Genomic DNA, 21,233 nt, shown 5'->3' on the forward strand with positions numbered 1-21,233 from the left:
TGTAAGATGATGCGTGGAATGGGAAATATGCAAGGTATGATGAAGCAAATGCAAAAAATGCAAAAGAAAATGGCTGAGGCTCAAGAAAAACTTGGAGAAGAGCGAATTGAAGGTACTGCTGGAGGCGGCATGGTAACGGTTGTTGTATCTGGCCATAAAGAAGTTATTGAAGTAAATATTAAAGAGGAAGTAGTAGATCCTGAAGATATTGAAATGCTACAAGATCTTGTTCTTGCTGCAACGAATGACGCATTAAAGAAAGCTGAGGATTTAACAAATCAAACAATGGGACAATTCACTAAAGGAATGAACCTTCCAGGGTTTTAGGAGGTTTTTTGATGCATTACCCAGAACCGATATCGAAGCTGATCGACAGCTTTATGAAGTTGCCGGGAATTGGGCCGAAAACAGCTGCCCGCCTGGCGTTTTTTGTTCTTACTATGAAGGAAGATACTGTGTTGGACTTTGCTAAGGCTCTTGTCAATGCGAAACGGGATTTAGGCTATTGTTCTGTTTGTGGTCATATCACTGATCAAGATCCATGTTATATTTGTAAGGACCCGCGCCGTGACCGTAGTGTCATTTGTACAGTTCAAGAGCCAAAAGATGTCATCGCGATGGAAAAGATGAAGGAATTTAATGGCCTTTACCATGTTTTGCATGGCTCTATTTCTCCGATGGAAGGAATCGGCCCTGAAGATATTAACATTCCGGATTTACTAAAAAGGCTTCAAGACGAAACTGTTCAAGAGGTTATTTTAGCGACAAATCCGAATATTGAAGGGGAAGCGACAGCCATGTATATCTCACGTCTTTTGAAGCCATCAGGCATTAAAGTAACAAGAATAGCTCACGGACTACCGGTTGGCGGAGACTTAGAGTATGCGGATGAAGTCACCCTTTCAAAAGCACTAGAAGGCAGAAGAGAAATCTAGAGGCGGAGGAATCTTAGTGTGTTTAAGAAAAAGCAAAAACTCCGTAAGGAATATGATCGAAAATTGATTGAGCTGATGGATACAACAAAAAAAGACTGGATGATTCAATCCCAGCTCATAGACTTGAGTTTCGAGAAAAGTGATGATTTACAAGCAATTACTCAGCTAGCAAAAGCGAAATATTTTTTCTTATTTCAAGAAGCAAAGGTAAGAAAAATTGCCATCAATAAATAACGGTTTCAAACAAAAAGTTCTTTTCGGACAAACCTTTCATACAATGAATTAAAAGGATAGATCCGGGAGGGACGGGATTTGAATTCAGTTATTATCATATCCGCAATTTGTGGGTTGATTATTTTCTTGTTAATGGCTGGTTTACCTGGTAAGGCTTTAAGGTGGATCGGCCAAGCATGTATGAAACTTGTGATTGGGGCATTGTTTTTATTTTTCTTGAATGCAATTGGAAATCAATTCGGGCTTTTTGTACCGATAAACTTTGCCACTTCCGCTATATCAGGATTTTTAGGAATACCTGGTGTAGCCGCTTTAACCATGATTCAATTATGGATTTTATAATCTTCCACTCCATCGAGAGTGGATTTATTTTTTGCTTTGAAAAGGGGATAGTTGTCTCCCTGACATTTTGCTTCCAAAGCCTTTTTCCTAGAAATTAGTCAAAATATTAATTCCGCTAGGTTAATGGAATTAGAACTGAATCATTTAATTTTAAAAAACAGCCAGATATGTAACCTGGCTGTTTTTTAAAATTATATAGTCTTGTATAAGAAGGATCATTAATATTAAATATCAAGTTTACGGGTGCCAATCCATTTAACAATTTCAGGGTCGTTATGTGAAAAGAATAAGCTTTTTTTTGTATCTAAAGAGGCGATTTTCTCCATATCATCTTGGCCTAATTCAAAGTCAAAGATATTGAAGTTTTCGATGATTCTTTCCTTACGAATAGACTTTGGAATTGCAACGATTCCTCTTTGAGTCAACCAACGTAAAATCACTTGGGCAACTGATTTGTAATGCTTTTCAGCTATTGATATTAATACTTCATTCTCGAACATGTTGTTTCTTCCCTCAGCAAAAGGTCCCCAGGATTGTATCTGAACATTGTTCTCTTTCATAAATGTAGCGCTTTCTATTTGTTGGCAGAAAGGATGTGTTTCAACCTGGTTTACGGCAGGAATTACTTCATTGTGAATCATTAAATCCACGAGACGATCCATCTGGAAATTACTAACTCCAATAGCCCGAATTTTCCCCTCATGGTACAATTCTTCCATTGCACGCCAAGAACCATATATATCGCCGTATGGCTGATGAATTAAGTACAAATCCAGATAGTCCAATTGCAGTCTTTCCAGTGATCTTGCGAATGCTTTCTTTGTGCTCTCATAACCAGTATCCTGAACCCAGAGTTTTGTTGTAATAAACAATTCCTCTCTTGGAATACTACTTTGCTTAATTGCTCTTCCGACTGCTTCTTCATTTAGATAAGAGGCAGCTGTATCAATTAGACGATAGCCTGCCGTAATAGCTTCATAAACACTTTTTTCACATTCACTAGCATCTTGAATCTGAAAAACACCAAAGCCAAGAATAGGCATCTCCACACCATTATTCAAAATTACTTTCTGCATATGTAAGCCTCCAGTTAATTCTATATTATTAGTCTAATTCAGAGTTAGTTCATGGTGTTCTATTAATTATGCAACAAGTGAAAAATTTTCTAGTATCACATTCGTATCAAATGATTGCTTATTTCTCTCAGAACTATGGCCAAACGATAAATCATTGCTTGGGGAGGGAACAGAATATTTATATTCCGGTTGTTTTTTTGAAATGAATATAATAGGTACAACAATTATTTAACAGAGTAATTGACACGAAATTTCTACCGTGTTAGACTATAAAAGTCGTTTGTAGACTTTCTAATGTGGGCCTGTAGCTCAGCTGGTTAGAGCACACGCCTGATAAGCGTGAGGTCGGTGGTTCGAGTCCACTCAGGCCCATCACTCCACATTATAACGGGGCCTTAGCTCAGCTGGGAGAGCGCCTGCTTTGCACGCAGGAGGTCAGCGGTTCGATCCCGCTAGGCTCCATTCATTTTTGCAATAAGCATTAAAAGACATGATTTGGTGAATGCCATATCATGTCTTTTTTATTGGAAAATGACTCTATATCTATTTAATCGTCGGGATGTACTATTCGGTTATGCCGTTTGGTTGCAAATCACAGGTAAACACTTCGTATCCTGGTTTTGATAAATCAATTTAATAATATTTTTGGTTTTCTTCAGTGCAAATAGAATTCCAAAAGTCTCCAATGTATTTTTCTTCAAACCTAAACATCACATATTAGTCTTCAGGAATTATAAAAGCAGTCATAACATCTGGGATGAACTTTACATCATTCCTTTCAATTGCAACTACAGAAATTAATTCAGGCAATATGACCAAATATTGATTCGCTGTCTTTTTTGTTAAAAGGTCATTCACTTTTTCGTTCAAATCACTGAAAAGAGTATGTTGGTCATCTAATCTGCCTTGAAAACCAATTAATTGGATAGATGGAAGCCATTCCGTACGCACTTGTAAAATATCTTGAAGAATTACTTTGCAGTGCATAAAAACCCTCCTCGTATACTACAAAATGATAATACAGGGTTCCTAATCCGAATAATTATTCCCTCCTTTTTAATGTCAGTACAAACACAGCAACTGTCCCAATTGCATAGAATTAGAATGCAGGAGTTTCAAAATATGAAAAATGTTGAAAATAGTGTATACAAATAAAGGGAAATGCGCAAACTGATATGTATGGAGGTGGAGTCGTGGAAAAATGTATAATTTGTGAGGAAACGGGGAAACAAGGTATTCATCTTTATACATCTTTTATTTGCACAGATTGCGAGAAAGCTATGATTGCCACAAGTACAAAGGATCCAATTTATAAATATTATATTAAACAATTAAAAGCGATTACAGACACGAAGATATTTTCATAAGGCTCTTGGCTCTTTTCTAAACATTGTTGCTATTAAGAGCTACCTACTTCATAAGAACAGCCAAACTTGCTATTAAGGTGTAAAAGCAGGCTTTTGGGCTCAAACTTTAAGAAAATGTCCTTTCATAAACTTCTTCCTTAGGCTAAAAAGACAGCCTGTTTTTTTTCTGTCTAAATAGTACAATATAAGGAAAGACATGAAGTAAGAGAGGTTTTTACATGCATCAAAAGAATATGCCTCTATATCAAAGCTTGGTCGCCCACATTTCAAAAAAACCGATTTCCTTCCATGTACCTGGACATAAGAATGGTGAAATATTTGGAGAGGATAGCCCGTTTAAGGACTTTTCCAAATATGATGTCACGGAACTTACAGGATTGGATGATTTACATGATCCGCAAGAAGCTATTAAGGAAGCTCAGGATTTACTGACAGAATTATATCGGTCTAGGAAAAGCTATTTTCTTGTAAATGGAAGTACGGTTGGAAATTTAGCGATGATTTTAGCTTCTTGTCATGAAGATGATACAGTGCTAGTACAGCGAAACTGTCACAAATCCATCTTGAATGGCCTGATGCTTGCAAAAGTAAAACCGATTTTCTTTTCACCGGAAATCAATAAAAAGCTATCAATTCCATCCGGACCAAGTAAGAAACTTATCCAGTATGCCATAGAGCAAAATCGACATGCAAAAATATTGATACTCACTTACCCCGATTATTACGGACAAGCCTATGATATTAAGGAAATCATTGATTTTGCACACGAACATAACATAATCGTACTTGTAGATGAGGCTCATGGTGCCCATTTTCAATTAGGGGATCCATTTCCACCATCTTCACTTCAGCTTGGGGCTGATATCGTTGTGCATTCCGCTCATAAATCATTACCAGCGATGACGATGGGATCATTCTTACATATTAATAGTGAAAGAATTTCGGAGCAAACAGTTGAATTTTATTTACATGCCCTGCAATCAAGCAGTCCTTCTTATCCGATTATGGCTTCACTTGATTTTGCACGTTATTATATAGGTAACTACACAAAAGAGGATATAGCTTTTTTCACCCAAGAGAGACAATCGTTTATTAGAAAATTGCAGGAAGTTTCTGGACTCACTGTCATCACAAGCGATGATCCACTTAAATTAATTTTACGCCACGAAAGCTTATCTGGCTTTGAATTACAGGAACATCTTGAAAAGGTAAGTGTATTTTCTGAACTGGCTGACCCTTATCAAGTTTTGCTCATCCTTCCTTTAATAAAACAAGGGATGAGTTTTCCATTCGAGGAAGCCATTGAAAGATTACGTCAGCTTTCTTCAAAATCACCTAGGGCATCAAAAGAAATCAATATTCTTTTAGAAATAGAAAATCCTATTGATTTAATAGAATTAACCTATTCTTATAAAGAAATGTTCAATATGCCGTATGAGTGGGTATATATAGATCAATCTATAGGAAGGATAGCAGCCAAAATGATTATTCCGTACCCACCAGGGATTCCATTATTTTTACCTGGTGAAAAAATTACGGATGAGCATATTATCCATCTTCAAAAACTCATTCATGCCGGTGCGCGTTTTCAAGGTGATACGGAGTTAAAACAAGGGAAGATTGCCGTTTTTTCTTGAAAGATAAGGAAGAAAGCATAAAATATTTAGTATACATTTTTTCAATAAGAGCTCATTTGTCTAGCGTAAGCAGTTGTCGACTAGCAAACTTCTTGTCCTTTTCCCTACGATAGTCAACATCGATTCGCCTTGACAGGCTTATCGTGTTTCCTTTATCTCAGTCGAAGTCCAAGAAGGAACGTCGACTAAAACCGCCGCGTTCTGTGGCAACGTCGACGGACAGGCGCTTTCGCTTTTCTTATTGTCTAGCTCCAGCGCCTATCGACTAGCAAACTTCTTGTCCTTTTCCCTACGATAAGTCAACATCGATTCGCCTTGACAGGCTTATCGTGTTTCCTTTATCTCAGTAAAAGTCCAAGAAGGAACGTCGACTAAAACCGCCACGTCCTTATGTCTTCGTCGACGGACCCACATCCTGTGGGCCTGTACGTCGATAGACAGGCGCTTTCGCTTTTCTTATAGTCTAGCTCCAGCGCCTATCGACTAGCAAACTTCTTGTCCTTCTCCCTACGATAAGTCAACATCGATTCGCCTTAACAGGCTCATCGTGTTTCCTTTATCTCAGTCAAAGTCCCTGAAGTTTGTACGTCGATAGACAGGCGCTTTCACTTTTCTTATAGTATACTTAAACACATCTAGCACTGCTTTTGGAGGAAAATAATGCAGGGATTATTTATTACAATTGAAGGGCCTGAGGGGGCCGGGAAATCAACTATTCTTCAAAAACTTGCAAATGAAATGGAAGAGCGTAAGTTTGATGTCGTGTTGACTCGGGAACCGGGCGGAATTCAAATATCAGAACAAATCAGACAAGTTATTCTTGATCCGAAACATACAGCGATGGATAGTCGTACAGAGGCATTATTGTATGCAGCGGCGCGAAGGCAGCATTTAATAGAAAAGGTTGTTCCTGCGTTGGAACGTGGTGCCATTGTGCTATGTGATCGATTTATTGATAGTTCGCTCGCTTATCAGGGTTACGCAAGAGGACTTGGGATTGATGAAATATTTACGATTAATCAATTTGCTATACAAGATCTAATGCCGGATAAGACTTTATATTTTGATGTTGAACCAGAAGTTGGATTGAAGAGAATTGAAAAACATAGAGGACGGGAAATAAATCGTCTTGATTTAGAAAAATTAGATTTTCACTATCGAGTAAGGGAAGGGTATAAAACTCTATTAAATATGTTTCCTGATCGCATTGTGGAAATAGATGCAAGTCAATCATTTGAAGCGGTTTATACACATGCAAAAAGGTTAGTAGAAGAGCTTATTGCAAAAAAAGATAAAATAGGTCATTAAATTCGTTAGAAAATTCATGAATATCGATGTAACATACTGAGAATTGCTGATATAATAAGTAATAAGAAGATAGTAGCAAATTTATGGAGGGGTGAATGTTTATGAAATTAATAATGGCAGTTGTACAAGATCAGGATAGCAATCGTTTAATGAGTGCGTTAGTTGAGAATAACTTTAGAGCAACTAAATTAGCAACGACAGGCGGCTTTTTAAAATCTGGAAACACGACGTTTATGATTGGAACGGAAGATGTTAGGGTTAACAAAGCTCTTCAGGTCATTCGAGATAATTGTAAATCACGTGAACAGCTGATGGCTCCGGTATCTCCGATGGGCGGCAACGCAGATTCATACATTCCCTATCCCGTAGAGGTTTCAGTCGGAGGAGCAACAGTATTTGTTCTTCCAATCGAGCAGTTCCATCAATTTTAACTACAATGATTGGATTTTATTATAGCTATATTTTAAAAGTTAGCGAGTGAATGGATGGCATGAATTGGCAAGACTTTGAACAAGAGCAGCCCTTTGCAGCGAAAATGTTAAAAAGCAGCATTGAAAAGAATCGTGTAGCCCATGCCTATTTATATGAAGGGGAACGCGGTACTGGCAAGCGTTCTGCAAGCACATTAGTAGCTGCAAGTTTGTTTTGCGACAATCTACAAAGTAATTTCATTCCGTGCGGCGACTGTGTGAATTGTAAAAGGATTAAAAATGGCAATCATCCTGATATTCATATAGTAGAGCCGGACGGATTATCAATAAAGATTGAACAAATTCGTTCACTGCGGACGGAGTTTAGTAAATCTGGAGTAGAATCAAAGAAAAAATTATATATCATCATAGATGCAGAGAAAATGACAATTCCAGCGGCCAATAGCTTGTTGAAATTTCTAGAAGAACCAAATGTGGAGACAACAGCTATTCTCGTTACAGAACAACCTCAGCGCATTCTTCCGACCATTTTATCGCGCTGTCAAACGGTATCTTTTAAAGCAATACCAGTTGAAGTATTTACTAAAAAACTAAAGGAAGCTGGAATTAACAATACAAAGGCCCCGCTTTTAGCGACAATTACCAACCATTTACAGGAAGCTTTGGCGTTAGATGGGGATGATTGGTTTGCACAAGCGAGAAAAATAGTGTTAAACTTATATGAAGTCCAGAAGAAGGGTGCGCTCTACGCCATGACTTCTCTCCAGGATGAATGGATACACCATTTTAAAGAGAAAGCCCAAATAGATTTGGGACTAAATCTTTTGCTTCTCATATATAAAGATATACTTTATATTCAATTGGGAAAAGAAGAAAGGCTTGTCTTTCCCGATTGGCGGGAAAAATTTGCGGCGGATGCGTTGCAAACCTCTTCAAGAAGGTTGTCTGAACAAATGAGTGCAATTTTGGAAGCCAAACGGAAATTAAATGCAAATATGAATCCCCATCTTTTGATGGAACAGCTTGTGCTGAATTTGCAGGGGGGACCTTCTTGTGTATAATGTTGTAGGTGTCCGGTTTAAGAAAGCCGGTAAAATATATTATTTTGATCCAGGCGATCACCCAATTCGTAAGAATGACTTTGTGATTGTGGAAACGGCTCGTGGAATTGAATACGGAAAAGCTGTTACAGAAAAAAAACAAGTACATGATCATGATGTTGTTCTTCCACTAAAAAAAGTGGTACGGATGGCGGATCAAAAAGATCAATTAAATGTTGATGAAAATAAAATGGCGGCAGCGGAGGCATATCAAGTTTGCAATGAGAAAATCATTGAGCATAGTCTTGATATGAAACTTGTAGATGTCGAATATACATTTGATCGTAATAAAGTCATTTTTTATTTTACAGCTGATGGAAGGATCGATTTTCGCGATCTCGTAAAAGACTTAGCGGCTATTTTTAGAACGAGAATTGAGCTAAGACAAATCGGTGTAAGGGACGAAGCGAAAATGTTGGGTGGTATTGGCCCTTGTGGTCGAATGCTATGTTGTTCCACGTTTTTAGGTGATTTTGAACCAGTTTCAATTAAAATGGCGAAAGATCAAAATTTGTCTCTAAATCCAACTAAAATCTCTGGGCTTTGCGGGAGGCTCATGTGCTGTTTAAAATATGAAAATGATGAATATGAGGCAGCTAAAGCAGAATTACCGGATGTTGGTGACAATATTAATACGCCTGATGGATCAGGGAAGGTCATTGGGTTGAATATATTAGAGCGCATCATTCAGGTAGAATTACCAGAGCAAGATCGCATATTGGAATATACACTAGAAGACATTTCTGGTGAAAGTGCAACATCTATCCCGGCTAGGGAATAATGAGGTGTAAGTCATGGATAAAAAGGAGTTCTTCGATTCAGTCAGTAGCATGGAAATGCAAATTGGCCATTTATATCAGCAGCTTGGTGAACTAAAACAATATCTAGCTGAATTAATTGAAGAAAACCATGTGTTGAAACTTGAAAACGACCATTTGCGCAAAGCTATGGAAAAAGAAACTCCAGAATCAGATGCCTCATCTGACCAAGGGAATAGTCCGGGAAAAAGTGTGTACGATAAGATATCTGAAATTGGCGAAGGCTATGATAATTTGGCTAGACTCTATCAAGAAGGCTTCCATATTTGCAATGTCCATTTTGGCAGCCCCCGTCGTGATGAAGATTGTTTGTTTTGCTTATCTTTTTTGAATAAAAAATAATACAAGGTTAAGCCTTCCTCTTCTATATGAGGAGGGTTCTTTTATTTAAAGATCATAAAATATAAAATGTTATAAATGATAAGTTATGAAAAGCGAAAAGTGTTTTTGATTTCCAGTTGCAGTCGCCAGCCCCCTCGAGGTCAAAAACTAGCGTCGATAAAGTCAAAGAGCGACTTTTTTTCCTCAGAATATTTGGGACTAATCAGGCGCCTTCCGCTTTTCTATTTGGAGAGTGTGTTAATGGTAAATCTTTATGAAGATGAACGGTTAGATTATTTACTGGCGGAAAATTTGCGGATTATTCAAAGTCCATCTGTATTTGCTTTTTCGTTAGATGCTGTTTTATTGGCACGCTTTACATATTTGCCGATTCAAAAAGGGAACATCATTGACCTATGCAGTGGAAATGGTGTTATTCCTCTTTTGCTTAGTCCTAGAACGAAAGCTAAGATTATAGGAGTAGAAATCCAGGAAAGGCTATATGATATGGCCATTCGCAGTATATCTTATAACAAGTTAGATGACAGAATTGAAATGATCCATGGTGATATAAAAGATATGCCAAAGCAGCTCGGACATGATCAATATGATGTCGTAACATGTAATCCTCCGTATTTTTTATCACCGTCGCCTGATGTGATCAATTCAAATGAGCACTTAGCCATTGCTCGTCATGAAATTCTTTGTACACTTGAAGATGCCGTTAAGACGAGTAGCCAACTTCTTAGGCAAGGTGGTAAAGCGGCGTTTGTACATAGGCCAGAACGATTAATGGACATTTTAACATTAATGAGGGAATATCGCTTGGAGCCGAAAAGACTTCGATTCGTATTTCCAAAGGCAGGGAAAGAAGCAAATACGATCTTAGTTGAAGGGATTAAGGATGGGAATGCAGGATTGAAGGTATTGCCACCTCTGTTTGTTTATAATGAAGAGAATGAATATACAGATGAAGTGAGAGACATTTTATATGGAAGCGAATGACCATTATTTTTACGTATTGGAATGTAATGATGGGTCTTATTATGGCGGATACACGATCGACCTTTCTCGTAGACTTGCCCAGCATAATAGTGGGAAAGGGGCAAAATATACGAGAGTGCGAAAGCCTGTGAAGATGATTTATGCTGAAAAATACGAAAATAAAAGTGAAGCGCTTCGGGCGGAATATGCGTTTAAACGATTGCCAAGAAAGAAAAAAGAACAATTTTTAAGTGAAACGGGTGAGTGGGATGCAAATTCAGAAAAGTTTTAGCCAATCGGAAAAAGGAATTCTGTATTTGGTGCCGACTCCAATTGGAAATCTTGAGGATATGACATTCAGAGCAATACGTATGATGAAAGAAGCGGATGTAATTGCCGCTGAGGATACGAGGAATACAAAAAAGCTTTGTAATTATTTTGAAATTAGCACTCCTTTAGTCAGTTACCATGAACATAATAAGGATAGCAGTGGTAAAGAGCTCATAAGACGGTTAGAGGTAGGAGAAACGGTTGCTTTAGTGAGTGATGCAGGTATGCCTTGCATTTCCGATCCAGGATTCGAGCTTGCTGCAGAAGCGATTAAAGTAGGTATTACAGTCGTTCCTTTACCGGGAGCGAATGCGGCTTTAACCGCCTTGATTGCCTCAGGCATTAAGTCCCAGCCTTTTTATTTTTATGGTTTTTTACCGAGAGGAAAAAAAGAGAAGAAGCAAGAATTGGAAGGATTAAAAAAACAACATGCTGCTCTCATTTTTTATGAAGCACCGCACCGTTTGAAAGAAACATTGAAATCGATGCATGATATATTAGGAAATCGTAATGTCGTTCTCTGTCGGGAGCTGACCAAAAAATTCGAAGAGTTTATACGAGGAACACTGGAAGAGGCCATCACTTGGGCAGATACAGGGGAAGTTCGCGGTGAATTTTGTCTGATACTAGAAGGAAGCGCCGAAAATAATGAACTCGAGGAAGAGTCAGAATGGTGGTTTTTCATGGATGTGAAAACCCATGTGCAACATTATATCGATGAAAAAAATCTGACTTCCAAAGAAGCTATTAAAGAAACAGCAAAAGACCGTAATCTGCCAAAACGTGAAGTATATCAAGCATTTCACGTGGATGAATAATGTTAATCTTAAGAAAGAATGTCCGGCATAACCGAACATTCTTTTTTATTAAAGCTCTGTTAAAGAACCGATACTTATGATAGTCTGCGCTATCTGTCTTCAATACTAATAAATGAAAGGTAAACAAAATATGCCTATTATTAAACACGATATTTATATCAATGCACCAATCAATGTTTGTTTTGACCTTGCGAGAAACGTAGAAGTACACACAGAAACAACAAGTAAAACAAAGGAAAGAGCAATTGATGGTGTTACAGGTGGACTGATGGAAAATGGCGATACAGTTACTTGGGAAGCCACCCATTTCGGAGTAAAACAAAAATTAACAGCTAAGATAATAGATATGGAAAAACCATATAAATTTACAGATATTATGGTGAAGGGAGCATTCCACTCTTTTACACATACACACGAATTTATAGAAAGTGGCAAAGGAACTATTATGAAAGATACCTTTTCTTATAAATCTCCTTTTGGCATTCTTGGAAAAATAGCTGATACATTATTTTTAGAAAAATATATGAGAAATTTTATTTTAAATCGTGCTAAAGGGTTAAAAAAGATAGCTGAAAAAAAGTAATGGAACCACTTCATTATTTTTTTTTGAGTAAAATCATGTAACAGAGCCTTTTTATTTAAAAAACGATCAACGGGTTTCCTATTTCTGGGAATGCTCATTTTTATGATTGTCATTTTAGGCAACAAATGATAAATTAAGTAATATAATAATTCCGAGTAATTTTATCCGAAAAGGAGGATAAATATGTCCACCGATTTTACTGCATTATTTGATGAATGGTCTGATTCCTATGATGAAACGGTAGCGGGGCATGATCCAGAATATAATGAAGTTTTTCGAAATTATCTTCATATATTAGAAGAGGTCGTGAAAAAATCAAAGGGAAATACAATCGAATTTGGGGTTGGAACAGGAAATTTAACACAATTGTTAGTAAAGAGCGGGAAAAGAGTATGTGGCATTGAACCTTCAGCGGGAATGAGAAAAGTGGCAAAGCAAAAATTACCGGAAGTAAAGATTTTACAAGGAGATTTTCTATCGTTTACACATCCATTTCAATTTGTCGATACGATTGTCAGCACGTATGCCTTTCATCATTTGACAGATGATGAAAAGGAAACAGCGATAAGAAATTATAGTTCAATTTTGGGGAACGATGGCAAAATAGTATTTGCTGATACATTGTTTGAAGATGAAAATGCTAAAAGTAATATGATACTAAAAGCGGAGAATAGTAGATTTCATCGATTGGCAAATGATTTACGTACAGAATATTATACAACTATCCCTGTTATGAAAGATCTTTTCGAACAAAACGATTTCACGGTTACTTTTACGCAAAAAAATGATTTCGTATGGATAATCGAAGCAAAAAAACGAAGGAGAGAATCATAATGACAGTGAAAAAAACGATGAACGTGGAGAGCTTTAATTTAGATCATACAAAGGTAAAAGCCCCTTATATTCGCCTTGCGGGCGTGAAAACGGGATATAACGGAGATGAAATTCGTAAATATGATATCCGTTTTTGCCAGCCAAATAAAGAGCATATGGAAATGCCGTCCTTACATTCATTGGAACATATGATGGCGGAATTTAGTAGGAATTATTCGGATAGCATTGTCGACATTAGTCCAATGGGGTGCCAAACAGGTTTTTACCTATCAGTCGTTAATCATGATGACTATGACGATGTATTGTCCCTCGTGGAGAAGACGTTACAGGATGTACTGACGGCAACGGAAGTTCCAGCTTGCAATGAAGTTCAATGTGGCTGGGCAGCAAGCCATAGTCTAGAAGGGGCAAAGGAAATTGCTGAAAAAATGCTTTCAAGACGAGATGAATGGACAGAAGTTTTTTAAGAAGGGATACTAATATGAAATATGCTAGGAGTATTCATGAATTAGTTGGGAATACGCCGTTATTGGAAATAACATCTTTTACACTTCCTGATGGAGTGAAGCTTTTTGCAAAATTGGAGTTTTTCAACCCTGGAGGAAGTGTTAAGGATCGACTTGGTCAATATATACTTAAGCAAGCGATTCAAGAGGGCCGCTTACAAAAAGGCGGCACTATCATTGAACCAACTGCAGGCAATACTGGAATTGGACTCGCTCTTGCAGCGATTAAATATGGCGTTAAAGCTATCTTTGTAACTCCTAAAAAATTTAGTAGGGAAAAGCAAACGCTAATGCGCGCACTTGGAGCGGAAGTAATCAATACGCCTACAGAACTCGGGATGGAAGGTGCGATTCAAAAAGCGAAGGAGCTTCTAGCAGAGATTCCGGATGCTTTTTATCCTGGCCAATTTCACAATCCCAATAATCCAGCTACGTATTATGAAACGATAGGTCCCGAATTGTATGAAGCACTGGATGGCAAAATTGATATTTTTGTCGCTGGAGCGGGTTCGGGTGGAACCTTTATGGGGACTGCTACATATTTGAAAGAGCGGATTCGTGAAGTCAAATGTGTGGTCGTTGAACCTGAAGGGTCGATTCTAAATGGAGGGGAGCCAGGCTCTCATCGAACGGAAGGAATTGGCATGGAATTTATTCCTCCTTTTATGGATACATCCATATTTGATGAAATATATACGATTTCCGATCAGGAAGCCTTTTATACTCTTAAAGAGGCAGCAAGACTGGAAGGATTATTAATAGGAAGTTCATCAGGCGCGGCACTTGCAGCGTCGTTAAAAGAAGCAAGAAAAGCAAAACCAGGTACAAATATTGTAACGATTTTTCCGGATAGTAGTGAACGATATATAAGCAGTGATATATATGACGGAGGTGAAGTTAGTTGAAAAAGAAAACGAAATTGATTCACGGTGGAGTTGGCAGGGATCCGTATACAGGTGCTGTTTCAATTCCAATCTACCAAGCTAGTACATTTAAACAAGATGGAGTCGGAAATTTCAAATATGAATATGCGAGAACTGGAAATCCAACACGGGAAGCATTGGAAAAATTAATAGCGGATATTGAAGGTGGAGTTAGAGGGCTGGCGTTTGGCTCAGGTATGGCAGCCATTACGGCGGTTGTCCAGCTTTTTTCTGCAGGCGATCATCTCATCTTAACGGATGACGTATATGGTGGAACATTTAGAGTCATGACGAAAGTGTTCAACCGTTTTGGAATTGACGTTTCATTTGTAGATACTACTGATTTAGATAAGGTAGAAAAAGCAATATTACCAAATACAAAAGCCATTTATATTGAAACTCCAACGAACCCATTATTGAAAATTACGGATTTACAAGCAGTTAGTACAATCGCTAAAGAACAAGAGCTATTACTTATTGTCGACAATACGTTTAGCACTCCTTATTGGCAAACTCCTATCGAACTTGGTGCCGATATTGTTCTTCATAGTGCAACGAAATATCTCGGGGGACATAGTGATGTAGTCGCAGGTCTTGTCGTTGCTGCGAATGATAAACTGGGTGAAGAGCTGCACTTTATTCAAAATTCAACAGGTGGTGTTCTTGGGCCGCAAGATAGCTGGTTATTAATGCGTGGAATCAAAACGCTAGGGATAAGGATGGAAGAAATCGAAGCAAATACAAGAGTAATTGCGTCTTTTCTAGTAGAACATCCTTCAGTCGGAAAAGTATACTACCCAGGATTTGAAGATCATCCAGGTCATACTGTTCACAAAAAGCAAGCAGGGGGCTTTGGAGGAATGATTTCCTTCACGGTCAAAAGTGAAGAAAAAGCATTGGATTTATTAAAAAGGGTCCAATATTTTACCCTTGCCGAAAGCTTAGGTGCAGTAGAAAGCTTAATATCGATACCAGCATTGATGACACATGCTTCTATTCCACGAGAAAGAAGACTAGAGCTAGGAATTGAGGATGGCTTAGTGCGGATTTCTGTTGGTCTTGAGGATGTGGAGGACTTATTGGACGATCTTGGAAAAGCAATGGAATAAATAAGTACTGTTTTATTTAATTCTATAAAAATACTAAAATGCCAGCTCATATCGAGCTGGCATTCATTGATTATTTTTTAAATGCATTTTGAATTTCTGAAATAAGCTCATCAGCACCTTCGCGGCTAAGTACTAATTTTCCTCCCGCTAGGACTACGTTGTCTTCTGAAACATTACCTGTAATATGGCATGTCATGCTTGGTTTATATTTCTTCAAGATGATTTTATCATCATCAACATAAATTTCCAACGCATCTTTTTCCCCTATTCCTAAAGTGCGTCGAAGTTCTATTGGAATTACTACACGGCCAAGCTCATCAACTTTACGGACAATACCAGTGGACTTCATATACTTCTGTTCCTCCCCATATATATTGGATGTCTATTTTTTTAGTTTTTTCGTCATTTTTCGACAAAGTTCTTCTTTCTTTATGATAACAGTTCTTCCAATTAAAGTCAATCAGAAAGCGGATCGCCTTGCTCATCAACATCCGAATTTCGGGGTCTAGAACTTGCGATAAAGGACACACAATGAGTACTCGAAAAGCGGATGGCGCCTGAAGTGAAAGGAAGGCTACAGGCGCAATTTTTTGTTGCAGGGTTAGGCAGCACGTGCTGTCGCTTCGCCTGCACTAGTACATCCGTGTACGTCGCAACACCTTCTTTCATTGTATCCTGCGGTTATTCGACAAGCGCATCTTCTGAGGATGAAAAAAGTCGTTTTTTGACTTATTATCTCGATGGATTGTAGGTGAATCGATTCTGACTTATTGTTGGAAAGGGGACAAGAAGTTTGCGAGTCATATGCACTGGAGTTGGACAAATAAGTACGTTTAAAAAGTTGTTTTCTATAAATAACTTATACATTCTTCAACAATTGAAAAAATGAGCATGCCTAAGTTGCGTAAATACTATTTTTCACGTATATTTTGATGATATAAGAGGTAATCATGCGTATATTGGAAGGAAAGTGAAAGGCGTCTGATCAGCCCTGACAAGCAAATGTTCTAAGTTAAAAAAAGTCCGTATTTTGACTTTTATTGACGCTGGCTTTTGACCTCGAAGGGCAGGTTCTGCAGCTGGACAGCGAAACTCAAAAAACTTGATGGAGGGGAATTTTCATGAAAGAAAAATTAAAAACATTTTATATAACAACCCCGATCTATTATCCAAGCGGGAATTTACATATAGGTCATGCCTATACATCAGTAGCGGGAGATGCGATGGCGCGTTATAAGAGAATGCGTGGATACGATGTCATGTACTTAACCGGAACGGATGAACACGGACAAAAAATTCAACAAAAGGCAGAAGAGAGTGGCTTAACCCCTCAAGCCTACGTGGATGAAATTGTCAGTGGCATTCAAGACTTGTGGAAAAAACTCGATATTTCATATGACGATTTTATTCGGACAACTGAAACTCGACATAAACAAGTGGTGGAGAAAATATTTAAGCGCCTTCTTGATCAAGGTGACATTTATTTAGATGTTTATGAAGGTTGGTACTGTACACCATGTGAATCTTTCTTTACTGAGCGTCAACTAGAAAATGGGAATTGCCCCGATTGTGGTCGTCCAGTAGAAAAAGTGAAGGAAGAATCGTATTTCTTCAAAATGAGCAAATATGTCGATCGCCTTTTGAAATATTACGAGGAAAATCCTCAGTTTATCCAGCCAGAGTCTCGTAAAAATGAAATGATTAATAATTTCATTAAGCCAGGATTAGAAGATTTGGCAGTTTCAAGAACGACCTTTGACTGGGGAATTAAAGTTCCAGGAAATCCAAAACATGTTATATATGTGTGGATTGATGCACTTACAAACTATATTACAGCACTTGGATATGGAACAGATGATGATTCTAAATATGTTAAATATTGGCCAGCTGATGTTCATCTTGTCGGTAAAGAAATTGTTCGTTTCCACACGATTTATTGGCCGATTATGTTAATGGCACTTGATTTACCGTTGCCTAAAAAAGTATTTGCCCATGGTTGGCTGCTTATGAAGGACGGAAAAATGTCTAAATCTAAAGGAAATGTAGTGGATCCTGTCACACTAATTGATCGTTATGGACTTGACGCACTTCGATACTACTTACTGCGCGAAGTTCCGTTTGGAGCAGATGGAGTGTTTACACCAGAAGGTTTTGTCGAAAGAATCAATTTTGATTTAGCGAATGATTTAGGAAATTTATTAAATCGAACTGTGGCGATGATCAATAAGTATTTTGACGGAGAAATTCCAACTTACGAAGGCTCTATTACAGCATTCGATGATGATTTACAAAAAGTAAATAAAGAAACCATTACACAATATGAAGAAGCAATGGAAAATATGGAGTATTCTGTCGCCCTTACTTCTGTTTGGCAGTTAATTAGTAGAACGAATAAATATATAGATGAAACTCAGCCTTGGGCTTTGGCGAAAGATGAAGAAAAGCGCAAAGAATTGGGCAGCGTCATGGTTCATTTGGCAGAATCGTTAAGAAGAGTATCAATTTTATTGAAGCCATTTTTAACAGAAACTCCGAATAAAATCCTTCGTCAGTTAAATATTACAAATGAACAATTTTCTTCATGGGAAAGTTTGGAGACATTTGGCTCCATTCCGGAAGGTACATCCGTTGTCGAAAAGGGAGAACCGATTTTCCCACGTCTAGATATGGAAGAAGAAATAAGCTACATCAAAAATCAAATGCAAGGTGGTTCTGCACCTGCTGAAGAACAAAAAGCGGAGGAAGTTGAAGAGGAACGGCTCCCAGAAATTACAATTGATGATTTTAAGAAGATTGAATTACGCGTTGCAGAAGTCATTCACTGTGAGCCCGTAAAAAAAGCGAATAAACTTCTGAAGCTTCAACTAGATCTTGGATTTGAAAAGCGCCAAGTTATTTCGGGTATCGCTGAATTTTACAAACCTGAAGAGTTGATTGGAAAAAAAGTGATTGTCATCGCCAATTTGAAACCAGTAAAGCTGCGTGGTGAATTATCACAAGGGATGATTCTTGCAGGAGAGAAAAACGGAGTTCTATCTGTTGCAAGCGTGGATCAAAATCTAGAAAACGGAGCAATTGTAAAGTAAATTTAATATTTCTGTTCATTCGGAAGATTGAACAAATGCAGATAACATAGAGAGAATTCAACGATAAAGCGGTTTTAATATGCTCTCTATGTTATTTCATTTTGTAATCCAAATGTTAGTTAGCTGTGATAAATGTTACGAAATAAAAGAGTATACTCATTAAAGGAGTCTAAATTATGCTATTTGATACACACGTTCACCTAAATGATGACCAATATGCTGAAGACTTGGATGAAGTCATCGCCCGCGCGAAAAATACGGGTGTTGAATATATGGTTGTAGTGGGGTTTGACCGAAAAACAATCCAAAAAGCATTGGAGATCATTAGTGAGCACGAATTTATTTATGCTAGTGTTGGATGGCATCCAGTTGACGCAATTGATATGACAGAAGAAGATCTTATATGGCTTGAAGAGGTTGCGGCACATCCTAAAGTGGTGGCCTTAGGCGAAATGGGGCTTGACTATCATTGGGACAAATCGCCAAAGGAGATCCAGAAGGAAGTATTCCGTAAACAAATCAGGCTAGCTAAAAAAATAAACATGCCAATCATTATACATAACCGAGATGCTACGCAAGACATCATCCAAATTTTACAGGAAGAAAATGCAGAAGAAGTTGGGGGCATTATGCATTGTTTCAGTGGAAGTGCTGAGGTGGCGAAACAATGTCTGGATTTAAATTTTTATATTTCTCTCGGTGGTCCTGTAACATTTAAAAATGCGAAAAAGCCGAAGGAAGTTGCAATTCAAGTCCCACTAGACCGTCTATTGATCGAGACGGATTGCCCGTATTTAGCACCGCATCCTTACAGGGGCAAAAGAAACGAGCCTAGTTATGTAAGGCTTGTTGCTGAGCAAATTGCCGATTTAAAAGGATTAAATTTGGAAGAAGTAGCACAAATCACAACAGCAAATGCAAAAAAAGTATTCGGCATCGATTGACAAAATCTAGTAATGGCAAATGCTAGAGTACTTCCAGTTTTTTAATAGGGGTTCCAGTAATTTCTACAAAACTTTACTTCTTCCTAGACAGGGGTTGTCGATAACTCTCTCTTTTCATTTCGGTTCTATCTGTGCATAATAGAGCTTACCTCGTGAAAAGGAGTGAGGGTTGACAATTTGCAAACGATGTTTGTATAATCTCTCGAAGAAGAAGGAGGCGTGTTTGTATGAACACAAAACCCGCAATATACTCTTATTTTTCTTCAATTACCCGAAAGAAATTAGGCCTTTTTGTTGCTAGTTTTATAGTCTTTATAGCCACTTTAACGATACTTGCGTATGAAGGAACAAAGAAAACGGTCGCTCTTTCGGTTGATGGAGAAAAAATGATAGTAAAAACCCACGCTGATACAGTAGGGGATATGCTGAAAGATTTAAACGTCGTAGTCGAAAAAGATGATTATATATCACATTCTTTAAATACTGTTGTAAAAAATAAGCTAAACGTGGTGTGGGAACCGGCAAAGACAGTTACAATTCAAGACGGCGACCACGAAAAAGCTGTATATACTACAGCTAAATCCGTAAAAGATTTTATGAAAAGTCAGGGGTTACTCATAGAGGATCACGATAAAATCAATTATTCTCTTGATGATCCGATTTATGAAAATATGAAACTGGTAATTGATCGAGCTTTTCTCCTTGTATTAAAAAACGGGAAACAAGAGGAAAAAGTATGGAGCACTTCGACTACGGTCGCTGACTTTTTAGCGCAACAAGGGATTACACTAGGCAAATTAGACCGTGTGGAGCCAGATTTAAACAAAAAAGTGAAACCAAACGGTAAAATAAAAATTGTCCGAGTTGAAAAGGTCACCGATGTAGTGGAAGAACCAATTGATTACGCGGTAGTAACGAAAAAAGACTCCACTATGGCAGAAGGTACTGAGAAAGTCGTACAACAAGGCAAGGAAGGCATGTTGAAAAAAGAGTTTGAAGTAACGAAGGAAAATGGCAAAGAAGTTAAGCGGAAATTAATTGCGGAAACAAAAATAAAAGATAGTGTAAACAAAGTAGTTGCTGTCGGTACGAAAGTAATGGTTGCACAAGTATCGCGCGGCAAATCGGCATCAGCTGCACCGAGCGGTGGTAAAGAAATGTATATGAATGCAACAGCATATACTGCCTATTGCAACGGTTGTTCTGGTATTACGGCTACGGGCATTAACTTACGGGCAAACCCAAACCTTAAAGTGATTGCTGTTGATCCTAATGTTATCCCACTTGGTTCTAAAGTGTGGGTAGAGGGTTATGGATACGCAGTGGCAGGAGATACAGGCGGCGCAATAAAAGGCAATCGCATCGATATCTTTGTTGCTTCTAAAGAAGAAGCCTACCGTTTTGGCAGAAGGCAAGTTAAAATTCGAGTTTTAAATTAGCTATATGATTTATGCAGGGGAAGTGTCCTCTGCTTTTTTCTTTTTATTAAATAAGGATATAATGATTAAGATTAAAAAAGCGTCGATCATCTCCTGAACCGTTTGTAG

25 protein-coding genes and 2 tRNA genes are annotated in these 21,233 nt (G+C 38.0%); 24 read left to right on the plus strand and 3 right to left on the minus strand.

What is annotated here, in order from left to right:
- The first annotated feature begins 9 nt into the window (after positions 1-9).
- The 4 genes from KHA93_RS17610 (at position 10) to KHA93_RS17625 (ending at position 1,511) form a co-directional block, all read left to right on the plus strand.
- Entirely contained in the window at positions 10-327 is a 318-nt protein-coding gene (locus KHA93_RS17610) for a YbaB/EbfC family nucleoid-associated protein (protein WP_233711586.1), read from the plus strand.
- An 11-nt stretch (positions 328-338) separates the two neighbouring features.
- On the plus strand, positions 339-935 hold the full coding sequence (recR, locus tag KHA93_RS17615) for a recombination mediator RecR (RefSeq protein ID WP_213111920.1): 597 nt from the start codon (positions 339-341) through the stop codon (positions 933-935).
- 18 nt (positions 936-953) lie between these two features.
- Positions 954-1,169, plus strand: a complete 216-nt coding sequence (locus KHA93_RS17620) for a YaaL family protein (protein ID WP_213111921.1) — start codon at positions 954-956, stop codon at positions 1,167-1,169.
- A gap of 78 nt (positions 1,170-1,247) precedes the next feature.
- Entirely contained in the window at positions 1,248-1,511 is a 264-nt protein-coding gene (locus KHA93_RS17625) for a pro-sigmaK processing inhibitor BofA family protein (RefSeq protein ID WP_213111922.1), read from the plus strand.
- A gap of 224 nt (positions 1,512-1,735) precedes the next feature.
- On the opposite strand, the gene KHA93_RS17630 is transcribed toward KHA93_RS17625, so the two are convergent.
- Entirely contained in the window at positions 1,736-2,587 is an 852-nt protein-coding gene (locus KHA93_RS17630; RefSeq protein ID WP_213111923.1) for an aldo/keto reductase, read from the minus strand.
- Between the two features lie 298 nt (positions 2,588-2,885).
- On the opposite strand from KHA93_RS17630, the gene KHA93_RS17635 reads away from it, so the two are divergent.
- Both KHA93_RS17635 and KHA93_RS17640 read left to right on the plus strand, forming a co-directional pair.
- Positions 2,886-2,959 (plus strand) — tRNA-Ile (locus KHA93_RS17635).
- Positions 2,960-2,976: 17 nt separating this feature from the next.
- A tRNA-Ala gene (locus KHA93_RS17640) sits at positions 2,977-3,049 on the plus strand.
- 255 nt (positions 3,050-3,304) lie between these two features.
- On the opposite strand, the gene KHA93_RS17645 is transcribed toward KHA93_RS17640, so the two are convergent.
- Complete coding sequence (locus KHA93_RS17645) at positions 3,305-3,574, minus strand: hypothetical protein (protein ID WP_213111924.1); 270 nt, start codon at positions 3,572-3,574, stop codon at positions 3,305-3,307.
- Positions 3,575-3,780: 206 nt separating this feature from the next.
- On the opposite strand from KHA93_RS17645, the gene KHA93_RS17650 reads away from it, so the two are divergent.
- The 15 genes from KHA93_RS17650 to KHA93_RS17720 all read left to right on the plus strand — a co-directional run bounded on the left by KHA93_RS17650 (position 3,781) and on the right by KHA93_RS17720 (position 15,656).
- The gene (locus KHA93_RS17650) at positions 3,781-3,954 is read left to right on the plus strand and encodes a sigma factor G inhibitor Gin (RefSeq protein WP_432806325.1); all 174 of its coding nucleotides are present in this window, start codon (positions 3,781-3,783) and stop codon (positions 3,952-3,954) included.
- A gap of 218 nt (positions 3,955-4,172) precedes the next feature.
- On the plus strand, positions 4,173-5,591 hold the full coding sequence (locus tag KHA93_RS17655; RefSeq protein ID WP_213111926.1) for an aminotransferase class I/II-fold pyridoxal phosphate-dependent enzyme: 1,419 nt from the start codon (positions 4,173-4,175) through the stop codon (positions 5,589-5,591).
- A 660-nt stretch (positions 5,592-6,251) separates the two neighbouring features.
- Positions 6,252-6,899 carry a dTMP kinase gene (tmk, locus tag KHA93_RS17660; RefSeq protein ID WP_213111927.1) on the plus strand — a complete coding sequence of 216 codons (648 nt, stop codon included), beginning with the start codon at positions 6,252-6,254 and terminating at the stop codon, positions 6,897-6,899.
- Positions 6,900-7,000: 101 nt separating this feature from the next.
- On the plus strand, positions 7,001-7,330 hold the full coding sequence (darA, locus tag KHA93_RS17665) for a cyclic di-AMP receptor DarA (protein WP_213111928.1): 330 nt from the start codon (positions 7,001-7,003) through the stop codon (positions 7,328-7,330).
- Between the two features lie 59 nt (positions 7,331-7,389).
- Entirely contained in the window at positions 7,390-8,391 is a 1,002-nt protein-coding gene (holB, locus tag KHA93_RS17670; RefSeq protein WP_213113016.1) for a DNA polymerase III subunit delta', read from the plus strand.
- Positions 8,384-9,211 carry a PSP1 domain-containing protein gene (locus KHA93_RS17675; protein WP_213111929.1) on the plus strand — a complete coding sequence of 276 codons (828 nt, stop codon included), beginning with the start codon at positions 8,384-8,386 and terminating at the stop codon, positions 9,209-9,211. Before holB ends, KHA93_RS17675 begins: the two co-directional genes overlap by 8 nt.
- Before the next feature lie 13 nt (positions 9,212-9,224).
- Positions 9,225-9,590, plus strand: coding sequence for a DNA replication initiation control protein YabA (yabA, locus tag KHA93_RS17680; protein WP_213111930.1), 366 nt, complete (start codon positions 9,225-9,227; stop codon positions 9,588-9,590).
- Between the two features lie 240 nt (positions 9,591-9,830).
- Positions 9,831-10,574 (plus strand): tRNA1(Val) (adenine(37)-N6)-methyltransferase, encoded by a 744-nt coding sequence (locus tag KHA93_RS17685; RefSeq protein WP_213111931.1) that lies wholly within the window; start codon positions 9,831-9,833, stop codon positions 10,572-10,574.
- Complete coding sequence (locus KHA93_RS17690) at positions 10,561-10,845, plus strand: GIY-YIG nuclease family protein (protein WP_213111932.1); 285 nt, start codon at positions 10,561-10,563, stop codon at positions 10,843-10,845. Before KHA93_RS17685 ends, KHA93_RS17690 begins: the two co-directional genes overlap by 14 nt.
- Positions 10,823-11,701 (plus strand): 16S rRNA (cytidine(1402)-2'-O)-methyltransferase, encoded by an 879-nt coding sequence (gene rsmI / locus KHA93_RS17695; protein ID WP_213111933.1) that lies wholly within the window; start codon positions 10,823-10,825, stop codon positions 11,699-11,701. The genes KHA93_RS17690 and rsmI overlap by 23 nt, the downstream gene beginning before the upstream one ends.
- Before the next feature lie 130 nt (positions 11,702-11,831).
- Positions 11,832-12,284 (plus strand): SRPBCC family protein, encoded by a 453-nt coding sequence (locus KHA93_RS17700; RefSeq protein ID WP_213111934.1) that lies wholly within the window; start codon positions 11,832-11,834, stop codon positions 12,282-12,284.
- 183 nt (positions 12,285-12,467) lie between these two features.
- Positions 12,468-13,118 (plus strand): class I SAM-dependent DNA methyltransferase, encoded by a 651-nt coding sequence (locus tag KHA93_RS17705; protein WP_213111935.1) that lies wholly within the window; start codon positions 12,468-12,470, stop codon positions 13,116-13,118.
- Positions 13,118-13,585 carry an S-ribosylhomocysteine lyase gene (locus KHA93_RS17710; RefSeq protein ID WP_213111936.1) on the plus strand — a complete coding sequence of 156 codons (468 nt, stop codon included), beginning with the start codon at positions 13,118-13,120 and terminating at the stop codon, positions 13,583-13,585. Before KHA93_RS17705 ends, KHA93_RS17710 begins: the two co-directional genes overlap by 1 nt.
- 14 nt (positions 13,586-13,599) lie before the next feature.
- Positions 13,600-14,529 carry a PLP-dependent cysteine synthase family protein gene (locus KHA93_RS17715; protein WP_213111937.1) on the plus strand — a complete coding sequence of 310 codons (930 nt, stop codon included), beginning with the start codon at positions 13,600-13,602 and terminating at the stop codon, positions 14,527-14,529.
- The gene (locus KHA93_RS17720) at positions 14,526-15,656 is read left to right on the plus strand and encodes a bifunctional cystathionine gamma-lyase/homocysteine desulfhydrase (protein WP_213111938.1); all 1,131 of its coding nucleotides are present in this window, start codon (positions 14,526-14,528) and stop codon (positions 15,654-15,656) included. Before KHA93_RS17715 ends, KHA93_RS17720 begins: the two co-directional genes overlap by 4 nt.
- A gap of 70 nt (positions 15,657-15,726) precedes the next feature.
- Here the strand turns inward: KHA93_RS17720 and abrB are convergent, their stop codons facing one another.
- Positions 15,727-16,005, minus strand: a complete 279-nt coding sequence (gene abrB, locus KHA93_RS17725) for a transition state genes transcriptional regulator AbrB (RefSeq protein WP_213111939.1) — start codon at positions 16,003-16,005, stop codon at positions 15,727-15,729.
- Between the two features lie 772 nt (positions 16,006-16,777).
- Here abrB and metG point away from each other — a divergent pair.
- The 3 genes from metG (at position 16,778) to KHA93_RS17740 (ending at position 21,125) form a co-directional block, all read left to right on the plus strand.
- Positions 16,778-18,742, plus strand: coding sequence for a methionine--tRNA ligase (gene metG, locus KHA93_RS17730; RefSeq protein WP_213111940.1), 1,965 nt, complete (start codon positions 16,778-16,780; stop codon positions 18,740-18,742).
- 176 nt (positions 18,743-18,918) lie between these two features.
- The gene (locus tag KHA93_RS17735; RefSeq protein ID WP_213111941.1) at positions 18,919-19,686 is read left to right on the plus strand and encodes a TatD family hydrolase; all 768 of its coding nucleotides are present in this window, start codon (positions 18,919-18,921) and stop codon (positions 19,684-19,686) included.
- Between the two features lie 227 nt (positions 19,687-19,913).
- Complete coding sequence (locus tag KHA93_RS17740; RefSeq protein WP_213111942.1) at positions 19,914-21,125, plus strand: resuscitation-promoting factor; 1,212 nt, start codon at positions 19,914-19,916, stop codon at positions 21,123-21,125.
- Positions 21,126-21,233: the final 108 nt, after the last annotated feature.

It is taken from the genome of Lederbergia citrisecunda, from assembly GCF_018343695.1.
In the GTDB taxonomy this organism is placed as follows: domain Bacteria; phylum Bacillota; class Bacilli; order Bacillales; family Bacillaceae_C; genus Lederbergia; species Lederbergia citrisecunda.

Excerpts from the sequence above, each read along its gene's own strand:
- KHA93_RS17610 (WP_233711586.1), top strand. The coding sequence starts at position 10 with ATGCGTGGAATGGGAAATATGCAAGGTATGATGAAGCAAATGCAAAAA.
- recR (WP_213111920.1), top strand. The coding sequence starts at position 339 with ATGCATTACCCAGAACCGATATCGAAGCTGATCGACAGCTTTATGAAG.
- KHA93_RS17630 (WP_213111923.1), bottom strand. The coding sequence starts at position 2,587 with ATGCAGAAAGTAATTTTGAATAATGGTGTGGAGATGCCTATTCTTGGC.
- KHA93_RS17645 (WP_213111924.1), bottom strand. The coding sequence starts at position 3,574 with ATGCACTGCAAAGTAATTCTTCAAGATATTTTACAAGTGCGTACGGAA.
- KHA93_RS17655 (WP_213111926.1), top strand. The coding sequence starts at position 4,173 with ATGCATCAAAAGAATATGCCTCTATATCAAAGCTTGGTCGCCCACATT.
- tmk (WP_213111927.1), top strand. The coding sequence starts at position 6,252 with ATGCAGGGATTATTTATTACAATTGAAGGGCCTGAGGGGGCCGGGAAA.
- darA (WP_213111928.1), top strand. The coding sequence starts at position 7,001 with ATGAAATTAATAATGGCAGTTGTACAAGATCAGGATAGCAATCGTTTA.
- holB (WP_213113016.1), top strand. The coding sequence starts at position 7,390 with ATGAATTGGCAAGACTTTGAACAAGAGCAGCCCTTTGCAGCGAAAATG.
- yabA (WP_213111930.1), top strand. The coding sequence starts at position 9,225 with ATGGATAAAAAGGAGTTCTTCGATTCAGTCAGTAGCATGGAAATGCAA.
- KHA93_RS17685 (WP_213111931.1), top strand. The coding sequence starts at position 9,831 with ATGGTAAATCTTTATGAAGATGAACGGTTAGATTATTTACTGGCGGAA.
- KHA93_RS17690 (WP_213111932.1), top strand. The coding sequence starts at position 10,561 with ATGGAAGCGAATGACCATTATTTTTACGTATTGGAATGTAATGATGGG.
- rsmI (WP_213111933.1), top strand. The coding sequence starts at position 10,823 with ATGCAAATTCAGAAAAGTTTTAGCCAATCGGAAAAAGGAATTCTGTAT.
- KHA93_RS17700 (WP_213111934.1), top strand. The coding sequence starts at position 11,832 with ATGCCTATTATTAAACACGATATTTATATCAATGCACCAATCAATGTT.
- KHA93_RS17705 (WP_213111935.1), top strand. The coding sequence starts at position 12,468 with ATGTCCACCGATTTTACTGCATTATTTGATGAATGGTCTGATTCCTAT.
- KHA93_RS17710 (WP_213111936.1), top strand. The coding sequence starts at position 13,118 with ATGACAGTGAAAAAAACGATGAACGTGGAGAGCTTTAATTTAGATCAT.
- KHA93_RS17715 (WP_213111937.1), top strand. The coding sequence starts at position 13,600 with ATGAAATATGCTAGGAGTATTCATGAATTAGTTGGGAATACGCCGTTA.
- abrB (WP_213111939.1), bottom strand. The coding sequence starts at position 16,005 with ATGAAGTCCACTGGTATTGTCCGTAAAGTTGATGAGCTTGGCCGTGTA.
- metG (WP_213111940.1), top strand. The coding sequence starts at position 16,778 with ATGAAAGAAAAATTAAAAACATTTTATATAACAACCCCGATCTATTAT.
- KHA93_RS17735 (WP_213111941.1), top strand. The coding sequence starts at position 18,919 with ATGCTATTTGATACACACGTTCACCTAAATGATGACCAATATGCTGAA.
- KHA93_RS17740 (WP_213111942.1), top strand. The coding sequence starts at position 19,914 with ATGAACACAAAACCCGCAATATACTCTTATTTTTCTTCAATTACCCGA.